Origin of the sequence: Tenacibaculum aestuarii (assembly GCF_964510395.1) — a bacterium.
GTDB lineage: Bacteria > Bacteroidota > Bacteroidia > Flavobacteriales > Flavobacteriaceae > Polaribacter > Polaribacter aestuarii.
This window is the reverse complement of sequence record NZ_CAZEFY010000001.1, coordinates 984061-999516: the sequence shown is the minus strand read 5'-3', so window position 1 is coordinate 999516 and position 15456 is coordinate 984061. Positions and strand designations below refer to the sequence as shown.

The 15456-nt window shown below is 31.7% G+C and carries 13 protein-coding genes; 11 read left to right on the top strand and 2 right to left on the bottom strand.

The features are described 5' to 3' along the window. The first annotated feature begins 4 nt into the window (after positions 1 to 4). The 4 genes from ACKTSU_RS04860 (at position 5) to ACKTSU_RS04845 (ending at position 5831) form a co-directional block, all read left to right on the top strand. Positions 5 to 2212: an endonuclease MutS2 gene (locus ACKTSU_RS04860; protein WP_408035226.1), complete on the top strand. Its 2208-nt coding sequence runs from the start codon at positions 5 to 7 to the stop codon at positions 2210 to 2212. A 40-nt stretch (positions 2213 to 2252) separates the two neighbouring features. Next, positions 2253 to 2822 carry a GNAT family N-acetyltransferase gene (locus tag ACKTSU_RS04855; RefSeq protein WP_408035225.1) on the top strand — a complete coding sequence of 190 codons (570 nt, stop codon included), beginning with the start codon at positions 2253 to 2255 and terminating at the stop codon, positions 2820 to 2822. A 94-nt stretch (positions 2823 to 2916) separates the two neighbouring features. Then, entirely contained in the window at positions 2917 to 4254 is a 1338-nt protein-coding gene (locus ACKTSU_RS04850; protein ID WP_408035224.1) for a thioredoxin family protein, read from the top strand. Positions 4255 to 4814: 560 nt separating this feature from the next. Then, positions 4815 to 5831: a TQO small subunit DoxD gene (locus ACKTSU_RS04845; RefSeq protein WP_408035223.1), complete on the top strand. Its 1017-nt coding sequence runs from the start codon at positions 4815 to 4817 to the stop codon at positions 5829 to 5831. Positions 5832 to 5893: 62 nt separating this feature from the next. Here the strand turns inward: ACKTSU_RS04845 and ACKTSU_RS04840 are convergent, their stop codons facing one another. Together ACKTSU_RS04840 and ACKTSU_RS04835 are read right to left on the bottom strand one after the other, a co-directional pair. Further along, positions 5894 to 6118, bottom strand: coding sequence for a hypothetical protein (locus ACKTSU_RS04840; protein WP_028892684.1), 225 nt, complete (start codon positions 6116 to 6118; stop codon positions 5894 to 5896). Beyond that, the gene (locus tag ACKTSU_RS04835; RefSeq protein ID WP_408035222.1) at positions 6105 to 7493 is read right to left on the bottom strand and encodes an MATE family efflux transporter; all 1389 of its coding nucleotides are present in this window, start codon (positions 7491 to 7493) and stop codon (positions 6105 to 6107) included. Before ACKTSU_RS04835 ends, ACKTSU_RS04840 begins: the two co-directional genes overlap by 14 nt. A gap of 114 nt (positions 7494 to 7607) precedes the next feature. On the opposite strand from ACKTSU_RS04835, the gene tpx reads away from it, so the two are divergent. The 7 genes from tpx (at position 7608) to ACKTSU_RS04800 (ending at position 15419) form a co-directional block, all read left to right on the top strand. Further along, entirely contained in the window at positions 7608 to 8105 is a 498-nt protein-coding gene (tpx, locus tag ACKTSU_RS04830; RefSeq protein WP_408035221.1) for a thiol peroxidase, read from the top strand. 6 nt (positions 8106 to 8111) lie between these two features. Beyond that, positions 8112 to 8492, top strand: coding sequence for a diacylglycerol kinase family protein (locus tag ACKTSU_RS04825; RefSeq protein WP_408035220.1), 381 nt, complete (start codon positions 8112 to 8114; stop codon positions 8490 to 8492). A 27-nt stretch (positions 8493 to 8519) separates the two neighbouring features. Further along, positions 8520 to 10979: a DNA translocase FtsK gene (locus tag ACKTSU_RS04820; RefSeq protein WP_408035219.1), complete on the top strand. Its 2460-nt coding sequence runs from the start codon at positions 8520 to 8522 to the stop codon at positions 10977 to 10979. Between the two features lie 39 nt (positions 10980 to 11018). Next, on the top strand, positions 11019 to 11672 hold the full coding sequence (locus tag ACKTSU_RS04815) for a LolA family protein (RefSeq protein WP_408035218.1): 654 nt from the start codon (positions 11019 to 11021) through the stop codon (positions 11670 to 11672). A gap of 94 nt (positions 11673 to 11766) precedes the next feature. Further along, positions 11767 to 13218 (top strand): LptF/LptG family permease, encoded by a 1452-nt coding sequence (locus ACKTSU_RS04810; RefSeq protein WP_408035217.1) that lies wholly within the window; start codon positions 11767 to 11769, stop codon positions 13216 to 13218. After that, positions 13218 to 14360: a 3,4-dihydroxy-2-butanone-4-phosphate synthase gene (gene ribB / locus ACKTSU_RS04805; RefSeq protein ID WP_408035216.1), complete on the top strand. Its 1143-nt coding sequence runs from the start codon at positions 13218 to 13220 to the stop codon at positions 14358 to 14360. The genes ACKTSU_RS04810 and ribB overlap by 1 nt, the downstream gene beginning before the upstream one ends. Positions 14361 to 14555: 195 nt before the next feature. After that, the gene (locus ACKTSU_RS04800; protein WP_408035214.1) at positions 14556 to 15419 is read left to right on the top strand and encodes a DMT family transporter; all 864 of its coding nucleotides are present in this window, start codon (positions 14556 to 14558) and stop codon (positions 15417 to 15419) included. The last annotated feature ends 37 nt before the right edge of the window (positions 15420 to 15456 follow it).

Below are 15456 nucleotides of genomic sequence, written 5' to 3'. Positions count from 1 at the left end.
AAATTTGAAAACGAGTATTTCAGAAAAAACACTTCAAGATTTAGAGTTTACAACGGTTTTAGAACAAGTTGCTACACATTGTATCTCCTCTTTAGGAAAAGACAAAGCCATGCTAATTCAACCAATAGCTAACAAGAAAAATTTATTTTTCGAATTAAATATGGTTAATGAATACTTAGCTTCATTTGAAAACGAAAACAGAATTCCTAATCATTATTTTGAAAACATTTCTGAAGAAATTAAGCGACTTGCTATTGAAAATAGTTTTTTAGAAACTGACGGATTTTTAAAAGTAGCTGCTGTTTCTGAAACAGTAAACGAGCTAAAAAAGTTTCTAAAAAAATTTGAAACCTACTACCCTTCATTGTTTATTTTAAGTGATGAAGTTGAGTTCACCACAGTTATTGTTGATAGTATCAAAAAAATTATCACTCCGTATGGTGAAGTTGCCGACAATGCTTCTGCTACTTTAAAACAAATACGTAAAGATATTGGTGCTGTTAGAGGTAAAATATCAGAGAGTTTTTCTCGTGCTCTAAGTAAAAATTTATCAAGCGGATATTTAGACGACATTAAAGAAACGGTGATCGACAATCAACGTGTGTTAGCTGTTTTGGCAATGCATAGACGAAAAGTTAAAGGAAGTTTATTAGGCTCATCTAAATCTGGTAATATCGTATACATTGCTCCGCAAGCTACACTTGCTTACAGTAGAGAATTACAAAACCTATTATACGAAGAAAAGCAAGAAGTAGTTCGTATTTTAAGAGCTTTAGCTACCGAAATACGTCCTTACACTCCACTTTTAACTGAATACCTCACGTTTTTAACACATTTGGATGTTGTAGGTGCCAAAGCTAAATATGCTAAAAGCATTAACGGTTTATTGCCTAAAATAACTAAAGAGAAAAAGGTATTTTTAAAAGACGCCTTCCACCCTATTCTATGGCAAAAAAACAAGGCTAAAAATATTGAAACCATACCTCAAACCCTTGAACTTAACGAAAAACAACAAATTATTGTTATTTCTGGCCCGAACGCAGGGGGAAAAAGTATCACACTGAAAACAATTGGCTTACTACAACTCATGTTGCAAAGTGGATTGTTAATTCCAGTTCATGAACGTAGTGAAACAACATTATTCAATACTATTTTAACAGATATCGGAGACAATCAATCTATCGAAAACCAACTAAGTACCTATAGTTATCGATTAAAAAACATGCGTTACTTCTTAAGAAAATGTAATAACCAAACCTTATTCTTAATTGATGAATTTGGTACGGGATCTGATCCTGAATTAGGAGGTGCTTTAGCTGAAATTTTCTTAGAAGAATTTTACGAAAATAAAGCCTTCGGAATTATCACTACGCACTACGCAAACTTAAAAGTATTAGCTGATGAATTAGAAAACGTTACCAATGCCAATATGCAGTTTGATGAACGTACTTTAGAACCTTTATATCGATTATATATCGGTCAAGCTGGAAGTTCTTTTACGTTTGAAGTAGCACAGAAAAACGGGATTCCGTATAGCTTAATTAACAGAGCTAAAAAACGTGTAGAAACTGAAAAAGTACGTTTAGACAAAACGATTTCTAAACTTCAAAAAGAACGAAATCGCTTACAAAAAACTTCTGAAAGTTTAGACAAGCAAAAATCAAAAGGACAAGAACACATTGAGAATCTTCAAGAAAAAGAATTAAGAATTCGCGAAAAATTAGAAGGTTTTCAAGAACTATACGACAATAACCAACGTATGCTTACCTTAGGTAGAAAGATTAACGAGTTATTGAATAAGTATTTTCAAACTAACAATAAAAAGGAATTATCTACCAACTTTTTTAAATGGGTAACTGCTGAAAAAACAAAGCACTTAAAGAAGAATCCTCCAAAAAAGAAAACAAAAGTAGAAAAGCAGGAAGAAAAAGTAACTGCACAAAAACAACAAGAAGCTATTAAAAAAGTAGAGAAAGAAGTGCTTCAAAAAGTAGTAAAAGTTCGAGAAGAGAAGCAAAAAGAAGCTGAAAAAATCGCCAAAGAAAAAGCTGCTTATGTTTTTAAAGTTAATGACAGGGTTCGTTTAGTAGATGGAAATGCTGTAGGTACCATTGACAAAATAGAAAAGAAAAAAGCCTTTATCAATTACGGTTTATTTACAACAGAAGCCAAAATAGAACAATTAGAATTGGTAGAAAGAGCTAAAAAGTAGTTTTAATTTTATCATTCTTATAACAACATTAAAAACTAACATGATTATTAGAAAAGCTACTCCACAAGACACCAAAGAAATTGCTGCTTATATGATGTTAGCAATGGAAGATATTGTATATGAATTCATAGGAGAAAACTCAAGAGAAAAAGCACTTTCTTTTTTAGAAAAGTTAATTCTTCAAAAAGAAAACCAATATTCTTACGAAAACTGTTGGGTGATTGACGATAATGATAATGCTATTGCTGTAGTAAACGTTTATAACGGAGCAGATTTAAAGAAACTGAGAACTCCTGTAGCTTCTTTGGTAAAAACAATGTTCAATCGAGATTTTCAATGTGAAGACGAAACTCAAGAAGGTGAGTTTTATATTGACTGTACCGGTGTAAACCCTAACTATCAAGGTAAAGGTCTTGGATCTAAAATACTACACTTTTTAATTGATGAATACGTTTCTAAAAGAAAAGAAACCTTAGGTTTATTAGTTGATAAAGATAATCCGAATGCAAAAAGATTGTATTTAAAACTAGGGTTTGAAGTAACAGGAGAAAGGACTCTTACAGGAAAAGAAATGGAACACTTACAAATAAAACCTATTCTTATTTCTTAAAATATTATTTCACCCTACTTGTCACCCTGTGCTACGATTTTTTCGTCTTATATATGAAACCAAAACAACTATTCATTTATAAAGAAATCATCTTATGAAAAAAAAATCAATAGCTCTTGTACTTTTCTTGCTTACAATAAACTTAGTGTTTTCTCAAGGAATTGACTTTAAGAACCTAAAATTTGAAGAAGCCTTAGCCCAAGCTAAAGCAGAAAATAAATTAATATTTATCGACTTTCATACAGAATGGTGTGGTCCGTGTAAAAAGCTTGCTAAAGGTCCGTTTAAAGAACCTAAAAATGGTGAGTTTTATAATAAAAACTTCATCAATTTAAAACTTGACGCTGAAAAAGAAGGTATAGCAGAAGCAAAACGATATAAAATTACTTCTTACCCTACTTTAATATTTGTAAATAGTGATGGAAACATTGTTCATAAAGGCATTGGAGTTACTAATGGGTACGATATGATTGGGTTCGGAACTGAAGCATTAAACGCTTCGAGTTCAAAATATAGTTGGGCGAAACTACAAGAAATGTTTGCTGAAAAACAAAATGACGAAGCATTTCTAAAACTTTACATTCAAAAAATGGAAGAACTTGGCACAGATACTTCGAAAGGGATTGATGCTTGGTTAAAAGTGCAAACTGAATTTAAAGAGTCTGACATTCAAATGATGAATTTCTTGTTAAGTAAACAAGAAATATATGTGGGGTCAAAAGCTGAAGAAATTTTCAACAATAATTACGAACATTATTTAACTCTTGCTACCGATAGACAAAAAAAATCTTTAAATCGATTTAAAAATGCAGTCTTCTTAAGGTCGGCTAGATATGCTCAAAAAAGCCAAGACCCTGAACTTATGAAAGTAGTAATTGAACGCTATAAAACTGGTGATTATCGTTCAAAATCTGGTGATAATTTAACTACTTATACTATGGATTATTACCGTTTTTCTAAAAATTATGAAGCTTTTAAACGTTTAGCTGAACAATACATTGATAGTTTAATGAACCAAAAAACTATTAAAAAAATTAAGGAAGAAGACAGTAAGTATTATCAATTTTATTCCAAAAATAAAGAGTTTGGAAAAGATTCATTTACTGATATCATGCTACAAAATTATAAAGAAGGTAGAGAAGCTAACAATACTGTAAAACCTATTATTGAAACAGCTAATCATTACTTCGACTTCGCACAAACAAGAAAAGAAAAAAGAAATTTAGAGAAATGGGTTAAATACTGCTATAAATTAATTCCTGAAAAATATTCAGTAGATAACTTAAAAGCAGATATGTTGTACAAAGCAGGAAAAACAAAAAAGGCAATTGCTCTTAAAGCTATTGCTATAGAAAAAATGCCTTACACCGTAAAAAAGAAAGTGAATTTTGAGCATGAGCTAGAACTCATGAAAGCAAATAAAAAGTTATAATTTAATTAAGAAAATTATAACAAATATTACTTAGTTTATTTTATAAGTTTACCATGTGAGAAAGCTTAATAAAATAACCAAAAAATCAACTCTATTTCCTATAATAGGGTTGATTTTTTTGTTGTTATTTTCTCCTTGTAAAGTTAGAAATTTTGTACAAGCAGAACTAAATGTTCCGCAAACAGAGGTTTCAAACAAAAGCCAAACAACTCACAACCATATAAGTTGTTATGACAGTGAAATTACAGATGCTTCTCTAATACAAGCGGCTTCTTCTACCAAAATTTCACCATTTTTTCTAACTAGAGCTTTTAACTTCTCTTTTTACTTTGTTGAAAGTTTTCCTAATAAAATTACTACTGATTATCAAAAAAAGGGGTTTATAACATCTTCTATCCCTCTTTATATTTTATTCAAAAACTTCAAGGTTTATCTTTAAGCCTTCCCTCCTATTAACATTCACAAATAAAATAAAATCTACATAATACTAACTTATGTAGTTCATCGACTGTGCTTAAAACTTTAAAATAGCATCGGTCATCATACCGAAATAAAATATTATGATAAACAACAATATAAAAAACGACTCAGGACTTTTAGTTCTGGCAATACGATTAGTTATTGGATGGACTTACTTCTCAGCTTTTTGGAGAAGAACTATTTTAGCTAACAAACTCGATCCTGAAGTAGCAGGCTACATCGGAGAGAAATTCAACCATTTTCTTCCAAATGCATTAGGTATTAAGCCTATTATTCAATATTTAGTTGAAAACCCAGATATACTCTGGTTAAATATGGTAATATTTACCATTATTGAAGGAATTGTAGGACTCTTTATCATCTTTGGTTTATTCACCAGAATAATGAGTATTGGTGTATTCGGTCTTGCTATGGGAATTCTTTTAGGTTCTGGTTGGATTGGAACAACCTGCCTTGACGAATGGCAAATTGGTGTGCTTGGAATCGCAACAGGATATGTACTATTTTTAACAGGAAGCGGTAAGTACTCACTAGATAACTACTTTATGAAGAACAATTTTTCCTTCACTAATAAAAAATGGTTTGCATGGTTAGGATCAGGAATTTTACCAATTAAAAACAACATTTTTCCAAGGTTTGTTTTAATAGGGTCGTTAGCCATTTTAGGAATGACGTTATTTACCAATCAAGTATTTCATGGCGGTGTTTGGGGAACACTTCATAACAAATCGGTTAAACCTAAATTAAAAATAACAGAAGGTAAAATTAACAACAACATGCTTTCTTTTGACGTTTTTAGAACAGAAGGTGTTGATGTATACGGCTCATGGATTATTGCTATCGAGGTATTGGATCAAAATAACAACACTATTGTTCAATATTCTCAAAAAGAATTAGCTTCGTTAGCTGATCAAAACATATCAAACTATTATGTTGCTAAAATTAAACCAGGCAAACATAGCTTAGTTATTCCTTTAGGAGCCAAAGCAAAAATGACTTTTAGTAATCAAGTTTTTTCACAGCTTTCGAACGGAACATATACCGTAAAAATAACAGACATTAGCGGTGCTTTTTGGTCACATGAAATAACTAAATAAACAAAAAACGCCATAGTGTTTGTTTAATCACTATGGCGTTTTTCTATTATTCTTAATAAAGTTTATTCTAGTCCTTCCATTTCTGCATCATAAAATAAACCTGCTGCTTCAATAAGTCCTTCAAGTTCATTTGCTAAATCTTGTTCATTTTCATCAGATAAGTCTTCAAACCACTCTATTTCATCATCTTTTAAATTGATTAAAAAACGTGGATACTCTGTATGTAACACAAAAATATCTTCTGGATGATTGCTATTATCTGCTAATAAAAATTTAGGTAAGTTCATTATGTTTGGTTTTAATCAATTGTAAAGTTAATTTATTAAATCGTATAAAAAGTAAAATTGAAGCGGTTGTTAATCCTGCCAATAGTCCAAGCCATATTCCGAAACTACCATACATTTCTTTTGAACCAAAATAAAAGCTGATTGGAAAACCAACCACCCAATACGATATAAATGTTATCAATGTCGGCATTTTAACGTCTTGTAAACCACGCAAAGCTCCTAACACCATTACTTGTATACTATCACTAATTTGAAAAATAGCTGCCGCAATTAATAAATTAGCTGCAATACTCATCACCTCCATATTATCTACATAGTTTTCAGCATCGCTTAAATCCATGTATAAATTTGGTAATGACTTGTGAAAAACAAAGAAGAAGGTTGCAAAAACAACTGCTAAAATCGTTCCTAAGAAAAATATAGAAAACGCTATTCTTCTCAACTCTTTATAATCTTGTAATCCTTTCTGATTTCCCACTCGAATCATTGATGCTACACTTAATCCTGTTGCTACCATGAAGGTCATTGAAGATAAATTCAATGCAATTTGATTCGCTGCTTGCGGGTTTTTTCCTAGCAATCCACTTAACCAAACAGCAGCTGTAAAAATAGCTACCTCAAAAAACATTTGCATGGCACTAGGTGTTCCTAAATTGATGATTTTTCGAAGCATTAACGTATCTAACACAAAAAACTTAATGTTGGTTACTAAACGTTTTGAACGTTCTTTTTTACTTAACAACCACCATAAATAGGTTACCATTACAAATCTTGATAGCAAGGTTCCGTAAGCAGCACCTACAATTCCTAATTCTGGGAAACCAAACTTTCCGTAGATTAATAAATAGTTCAACAATACATTTAACACATTGGCTATTAATGTCGCATACATCGGATAACGCGTCATCGACATTCCATCACTGAATTGTTTAAATGCCTGAAAAACAATCATGGGTATTAATGAAAAAGCTACCAAATCTAAATATGGTATTGCCAACTCAACCACCTCTACAGGTTGTTTCATTAAATACATTAAAGGTTTTGAAAAGAACACTGCTAAAAACAAAATGATTCCCATCATGGTACACAGAAAAAGTCCATGTTTAAAAGCTGATTTAGCCTGATCAAAATTGTTTGACGAATCAGCTTCTGCAATTAAAGGTGTTATAGCAGTAGAAAAACCAATACCTAACGACATGGCAATGAACATAAAACTGTTCCCTAATGAAACCGCTGCTAATTCAGCTGTTCCTAGTTGCCCCACCATAATATTATCTATAAAACTTACAAATGTATGCCCTAGCATTCCCAACATTACAGGCGCTGCAAGTTTCAAGTTATATTTAAACTCCGAAGTATATTGTTGTAAATTCAATTTGCGTCCTTTTTACAAGCTGCGAAGATAAGTTTTTTAAAGGTGCTCTTACTTTATCTTCTTCATTTTTTAATTTATTTAACTACCTTTGATTTTTATTAAAACTCGAATAAAATGGCTTCAATAACACTAAAAGGAAACCCTATTGAAACAATAGGTAACCTACCTGAAACTGGAACTAAAGCAATTGATTTTTCATTAGTTGCAACAGACCTATCAATTAAAAACTTAAACGATTTTAATGGACAACGCTTAATTCTTAATATTTTTCCTAGTGTTGATACAGGTACTTGTGCTACTTCGGTAAGAGAGTTTAATAAAAAAGCTGCTAACCTAGAAAACACTAAAATTTTATGTATTTCTAGAGATTTACCTTTTGCTCAAGGTCGTTTTTGTGGTGCTGAAGGTATTGAAAACGTTATTATGTTATCTGATTTTGCCGCTGGTCAATTTGGTAAAGACTATGGTTTAGAAATTGTTACAGGACCTTTAGCAGGCTTACACTCTCGCTCTGTTGTTATTATTGATGAAAATGGTAATGTAACATACACAGAACAAGTAAATGAAACTGTTGATGAACCTAATTACGAAGCCGCATTAAAAGCATTGTAATCATTTATGAAGAACCCTAATGACGGCTTTTTGAAAGGACGCATACGTAGTATTAAATTTGCTTTAAAAGGAATGTGGCTACTAATGACCACAGAAGATAGCATAAAAGCTCAACTTACATTTGCTTTGATTGCTACTATCTTCGGGGTTTATTTTGATATATCAGCTACAGAATGGATGTTCCAAACTTTAGTCATCGGTATTGTCTTAGTAGCCGAAGCTTTAAATACTGCTGTTGAAAAAGTAGCTGATTTTGTACATCCAGATTATCATGAGAAAATAGGCTTTATAAAAGATATTGCAGCTGGAGCTCCTGCCTTTGCTGCAATGATATCTTTAATTATCGCAGGGATAATTTACCTTCCTAAAATAATAGCTATATTGTAGCGTTCAATTTATTTCTAACAAAAATACATGGCAAAAAAAAAGACAACTGTTCAAAAAAAACAACCTAAAAAATCTATTATTACAAGAATAGGTTCCTTTTTTTCTAATAGACAAAACCAAACAATTCTTGGTTTTTTTCTATTACTGTTTTCTATCTTTTTAACTGTTGCTTTTATCTCTTTTTTCTTTTCGTGGCAAGAAGATCAAAGTACCTTAACTAAATTTGCAGACAGAACTGTTCAAACAAAAAATTTGCTAGGTAAAATTGGTGCTAAATTGAGTAACTTTTTTGTGTATAAAGGCTTTGGTTTAGGAGCATTTCTTATTCCTATAACCTTATTTTTAACAGGTGCTCGTATTTTATTACAAACTAACTTAAAACGCATTATTACTTCTTGGAATTGGGGTATCTTAATTATGCTTTGGATTTCTACTTCACTAGGATTTGTAGAAAAAGAAAACGCCTTGTTATCTGGAGTTATCGGTTTTGAATTAAACGAATATTTACAAACATTTTTAGGTAAAACTGGTTTAACGATTTTATTATTATTCTTTTTAGTAGCTTATTTAATCATTCGTTTTAGCATTACACCTGAAACAATTAGCGAAAAAGTAAAAAGTCAAAAAGAGAAGAGTAAAATTATTTTTAATGAAAAAACCACCACAACTCAAGATGATACTACAATTATAGAAGATTCAACAATTATTGAAAAGACTACTTCTGAAGTTGAAAAACCTAAAACAGATAATAAATCAGACTTTGAATTATCTGTAGAAAATTTACAACCTACGATTTCTAATTATTCTGATGTAAATAACACAAAGGAAACAGAAGATATTCCTTTAAACGTTCACCAAACAAAAGAACCTAGTCTTAATATTGCAGAAGACAGTAAAAACGAAGTTGAAGTTGCTATTGAAAAAATTGCAGAAGAAAAAAGTGTTACCGAAAACTTATCGGATCAATTAATAAAAGATTTTGGTGAATTTGATCCTACGCTAGAACTAGGAAACTTCAAATTTCCAACCTTCAACTTACTTAAAGAATATAACGAAAGTATTTCTGTTGATCCTACCGAATTAGAAGCCAATAAAAACCAAATTGTAGAAACCCTAAAAAACTACAAAATTGGTATTGCTCAAATTAAAGCCACGGTTGGACCAACAATTACCTTATATGAAATCGTACCAGAAGCAGGGGTACGTATTTCAAAAATTAAGAATTTAGAAGACGATATCGCCCTATCACTTTCTGCTTTAGGAATTCGTATTATCGCACCAATTCCTGGGAAAGGAACTATTGGTATTGAAGTTCCTAATAAAAAGGCAACCATCGTTTCTATGCATTCGGTAATTGCCTCTAAAAAATTCCAAGAATCACCAATGCAACTTCCTATTGCTTTAGGAAAAACGATTTCTAACGAAACCTTTATTGTCGATTTAGCTAAAATGCCTCACTTACTAATGGCAGGTGCTACAGGACAAGGTAAATCGGTTGGATTGAATGCTATTCTTACTTCCCTTTTATACAAAAAACATCCTGCGGAAGTAAAATTTGTTTTGGTCGATCCTAAAAAAGTAGAATTAACATTGTTCAACAAAATAGAGCGTCATTATTTAGCAAAGTTACCTGATGAATCTGATGCTATTATTACTGATACTACGAAGGTTGTTAACACTTTAAATTCGTTATGTATTGAAATGGACAATCGTTACGACTTGTTGAAAGAAGCAATGGTTCGTAACATCAAAGAATACAATGCGAAGTTCAAAGCTCGTAAATTAAACCCTGAAAACGGACATCGATTTTTACCTTATATCGTGTTAGTAATCGATGAATTTGCCGATTTAATTATGACTGCTGGTAAAGAAGTAGAAACTCCTATTGCTCGTTTAGCACAATTAGCCCGTGCGATTGGTATTCACTTAATTGTAGCTACGCAGCGTCCGTCGGTAAATGTAATTACAGGTATTATTAAAGCGAACTTCCCTTCAAGAATTGCCTTTAGAGTAACTTCAAAAATTGATTCAAGAACAATTTTAGATGCGCCTGGAGCTGATCAGTTAATTGGCCGAGGAGATTTATTATATTCTGCAGGAAATGATATCACCCGTATTCAATGTGCTTTTGTTGACACTCCTGAAGTAGAGAAAATTACCGATTTCATTGGTTCTCAGCGTGCTTATCCTGAAGCGTATCTATTACCAGAATACGTAGGTGAAGAAGGTGGCACAAATCTTGATATCGATATCGCAGACAGAGACAAATTATTTAATGATGCTGCTGAAATAATTGTAACCGCGCAACAAGGTTCGGCATCGTTATTGCAACGTAAATTAAAGTTAGGATACAACCGCGCCGGTAGGTTGATAGATCAGTTAGAAGCCGCAGGTATTGTGGGGCCTTTTGAAGGTAGTAAAGCAAGACAAGTTTTAGTAACCGATTTAATTGCCTTAGAGCAATTATTAGAAAACGAAAAGAATTAATAATTATAAACTATTCCGAAAGTGGAAATTAGAAAGACGATGAAAAAAATAGGATTATTATTTATTGGATTATGTATTAGCGTAAGTGCTATGGGACAATCAAAATCTTCAGAAGCAAAAAAATTGCTTGATGAAGTATCTTCTAAAATGGGAGCTTATAAAAACATGGTGATAGGTTTTAACTCATCACTAGTAAACAAAGCTGCAGGTATTACCAACGACCCACCAATTAGAGGAGAAATAACCCTATCTGGCGAAAAATATAACTTAGATTACTTAGGAAACACGTTTATTTTTGACGGAAAAAAATTAGTTGTTATCAATCAAGACGAAAAAGAAGTTACCATTACCAATGGTAATATTGAAGAAGAAGATGGATTTATCTATCCTTCTAAATTATTGACTTTTTACAAAGAAGGGTACAACTACACGATGGGGTCGTTAAAAAACAGTAACGGACGTAATGTTCAATACATCAACTTAACTCCTATTGACAGTAATTCTGATATCGTAAAAGTAGAGTTAGGAATTGATGCGAAAACAAAGCACATTTACAAACTTACTCAAATAGGCGCTAACGGTGCTGAAACTACATTTACTATCACTAAGTTTAAAAGTAACCAGCCTATTTCTGAAAAACTTTTCTCTTTCGATAGAGCTAAGTACACTAAACAAGGTTACTATATCGACTAAAAAATTACACAAAAGTTTTGTTAATGATTTACTTATAAAAATCATTAACAAAACTTTTGTGTTTATATACCTCTAACCTACTACCTTTGCATCTGTGAAAACATTAGACAGATATATATTAAAAAGCTTTTTAATACCCTTTTTAGCAACCTTCTTTATCATCTTATTTGTATTGGTAATGCAAGCATTGTGGCTAGCCTTTGATAACTTTGCTGGTAAAGGACTTAGCGTTGATATTATTTTAAAATTTCTTTGGTATACTACACTAATTGTAGCTCCTCAAGCATTACCTATTGGCGTACTGCTTTCTTCTATTATGACATTAGGGAGCCTTTCAGAAAACTATGAATTTGCTGCTGCAAAATCTGCTGGTGTTTCTTTACAGCGAATGGTGCGTCCAATTGTTTTTCTTACTATTTTTTTAAGTGGTATTAACTTCTTGTTCCTTAATTACGTATACCCTTACGCTGTATTAAAACAGCTAAACATGAAGCTTAATATAAAAAAGAAACAACCAGCCATTGCTTTAGTCCCTGGTGGTTTTAATACCGAACTTCCTGAATTTCAAATTAAATTTAAAGAAAAATACGGAGAAGAAGACAACCTTTTAAAAGAGGTTATGATTTATGATTTATCTTCAAAAAAAGGAAATAACGTAATTATTACTGCTAAAAGAGGGGAAATTCTTTCTGAAGAAGGTAGCCGTTATATGACTTTAGTTTTATATGATGGTCATTATTTTGAACATCATATAAAAAATGGTGCTTCTTTTAAAGAGCGAGAAAAGATGCCCGCTTCCTATGCCGATTTTGATAAATATACCATCAATATCGATATTTCTTCTTTTAGTGATGACGATCTTGAACAAGAAAAATACAAAACGCAGTATAACATGTTAAGTTTAGCACAACTTAAGGACACGTTACCTACAATGAAACAAAGTTATGATGACTATGTTGTTAGTAGAGCTAAAAACTTATTTTTAGGTATCGATGTAGAAGACTTACACCAGTATCCTGACTCATTAACTAATAAAAAATTATCGTTAGATATTCTTGATAACTTTGATTTAAGAGAAAAGCAAAATGTGCTTATCACAGCAACTTCAAAGTTAGAACGTACAATAAACAACAACAAAGATTACAAAGAAACCTTAAAAAACAGGCGTAAATATTTAAACTTATACGACATTGAATTTTACAATAGGGTTGCTTTTTCTCTTTCGTGTTTACTACTTTTCTTTATCGGAGCTCCGTTAGGTTCCATCATTAGAAAAGGTGGTATGGGCTTACCCATGATTTTAGCCATTGCTATTTATGTACTGTACTTTTTCTCGAATACCTTTGGTAGAAATTTAGCAGAAGAAAGCTCGCTAACAGCAATTGTCGGTTCTTGGCTAAGTGTATTTTTAATGCTACCTTTGGCGATAACTTTAACACTTAGAGCAACTAAAGACAAAGGATTGTTCGATATTAACAGCTTTTTGGCTCCAATACGAAACTCTTTTAAAAACATATTCTCTAAAAAAGAGAAAACAACAAAATAATGACAACACAAGCATCAACGAATATTCAATTAAATACAATTGAAGAAGCTATAGAAGACATCAAAAACGGTAAAGTTATTATCGTTGTTGATGATGAAGATCGTGAAAATGAAGGTGACTTTTTGGCCGCTGCTGAAAAAATTACTCCAGAAATGATCAACTTTATGGCAACCCATGGTCGTGGACTTATTTGTACGCCACTTACCGAAACTCGCTGTAAAGAATTAGAATTAGGTATGATGGTTAGCAACAATACCGACCCTATGGAAACTGCTTTTACCGTTTCTGTAGATTTACGCGGAAATGGAGTTACAACTGGTATCTCTGCTTCTGATAGAGCTAAAACTATCGAAGCCTTAATAAATCCTGATACAAAACCTTTCGATTTAGCTAGACCTGGACATATTTTCCCGCTAAAAGCTAAAAACGGTGGTGTTTTACGTAGAACAGGACATACAGAAGCTGCTATTGATTTTGCTCGTTTGGCTGGTTTACAACCTGCTGGAGTTATCGTTGAAATTATGAATGAAGACGGTACCATGGCGCGCTTACCTCAACTATTAGAAGTTGCTAAAAAATTCGACTTGAAAATTGTTTCTATTGAAGATTTAGTGGCTTATAGAATGGAACATGATTCTTTAATTGAAAAGAAAGAAGACTTTAATATTCAAACTCGTTTTGGTGACTTCCGTTTACGTGCTTACCAACAAACAACTAACAACCAAGTTCATATTGCGTTAACCAAAGGTACTTGGAGTAAGAACGAACCTATTTTAACTCGTGTAAACTCTACTTTAGTTAACAACGATATTTTAGGTACACTTACCAATAATGCTGATAAAAAGTTAGACCAAATGTTTAAGGTTATTGATGATGAAGGTAGAGGTGCTATCTTATTCATTAACCAACAAATGCAAGCGTTAAACTTATTAAACAGACTTCGTGTGTTAAAAGAAAACCAAGCGAAAGGAGAAATGAAAGCTCCGAACGTGGTAATGGATAACAAAGATTTTGGTATTGGTGCTCAAATTTTACACGATTTACACATACATAAACTACGCTTAGTTTCTAACACCAAACAAACCAAACGTGTAGGTATGATTGGTTACGGATTAGAAATTGTTGATTATGTAAGCTACTAATCGCAAACAACATAAAATCAAAAAATCCTGAGTTAATTAACTCGGGATTTTTTGTATATATTTGAGAAAACAATAAAATTGCTAAACTTCATTATATCCCATGCTATTGTCGGGATAAGAGAACTAAAGTTTGACATATAACAAGTTAGGCACAATTTAAAAAAATAAGTAAGACAAAATAACCAGATAAATTAAATGCAAATATTAACTATACGACAAAAAGAAAATACAACTGGAATATTCTTTGCTATACTTTGGGCTTCTGCTGCAATTGCTATGAAAATAGGCTTAAATTCATCTTCGCCATTAACATTAGCGGTAATTAGATTTTTAATAGCAGGTTTATTGATGGTCACAGTTCTTCAAATTTTTTCAAATGAAAAACTACCAACTAAATCTGAATGGTTAAAAATTACAACATTCGGACTACTTAATATAACTATTTATCTTGGCTGTTTATTTGCAGCAATAGAATTTGTATCAGCTGGATTAATGAATCTATTCATCTCCATTAATCCAATATTAATAATATTATTTTCAGTTCTTTTTTTAAAAAGAAAAGTTTCTAAATATGAAATAATTGGTTTTTTAATTTGTTTTAGCGGTCTTTTAATAGCAACTATTCCGATACTTAAAAAACCTAAAGCTAGTTTAATTGGAATTATATTATTAATAATCGGAATGTCATCATACTCAATTGGAAGTGTATATTATAAAAAAATTGATTTAAAATTATCAAATAAATCTATTAATGGTTGGCAAACTCTTATTGGAGGAATTTTTCTGATTCCAGTTGCATATCTAATGAATACCAAAGCTATCATTTTAGATACTAATTTTTATGTTTCTCTGTTTTGGTTAACTATTGTGATTTCAGTTTTCGCCACATTACTTTGGCTAAATCTACTCAAAAAAGACACCGTCAAAGCAAGTAAGTGGTTATTTTTAGCGCCTGTTTTTGGATATTTATTATCGTATCTGATATTAGGAGAAGAAATAACCCTTTACGAAGTAATAGGAACGATATTCGTGATTACAGGATTGAAAATAAGCAAATAACAAATTTATAAAAAACCAAAATAGTGCTTTAAACAAT

Bases quoted from the DNA above. Each gene is read 5' to 3' on its own strand.
- ACKTSU_RS04855 (WP_408035225.1), top strand. From the start codon at position 2,253: ATGATTATTAGAAAAGCTACTCCACAAGACACCAAAGAAATTGCTGCT.
- ACKTSU_RS04850 (WP_408035224.1), top strand. From the start codon at position 2,917: ATGAAAAAAAAATCAATAGCTCTTGTACTTTTCTTGCTTACAATAAAC.
- ACKTSU_RS04845 (WP_408035223.1), top strand. From the start codon at position 4,815: ATGATAAACAACAATATAAAAAACGACTCAGGACTTTTAGTTCTGGCA.
- ACKTSU_RS04840 (WP_028892684.1), bottom strand. From the start codon at position 6,118: ATGAACTTACCTAAATTTTTATTAGCAGATAATAGCAATCATCCAGAA.
- tpx (WP_408035221.1), top strand. From the start codon at position 7,608: ATGGCTTCAATAACACTAAAAGGAAACCCTATTGAAACAATAGGTAAC.
- ACKTSU_RS04825 (WP_408035220.1), top strand. From the start codon at position 8,112: ATGAAGAACCCTAATGACGGCTTTTTGAAAGGACGCATACGTAGTATT.
- ACKTSU_RS04820 (WP_408035219.1), top strand. From the start codon at position 8,520: ATGGCAAAAAAAAAGACAACTGTTCAAAAAAAACAACCTAAAAAATCT.
- ACKTSU_RS04815 (WP_408035218.1), top strand. From the start codon at position 11,019: ATGAAAAAAATAGGATTATTATTTATTGGATTATGTATTAGCGTAAGT.
- ribB (WP_408035216.1), top strand. From the start codon at position 13,218: ATGACAACACAAGCATCAACGAATATTCAATTAAATACAATTGAAGAA.
- ACKTSU_RS04800 (WP_408035214.1), top strand. From the start codon at position 14,556: ATGCAAATATTAACTATACGACAAAAAGAAAATACAACTGGAATATTC.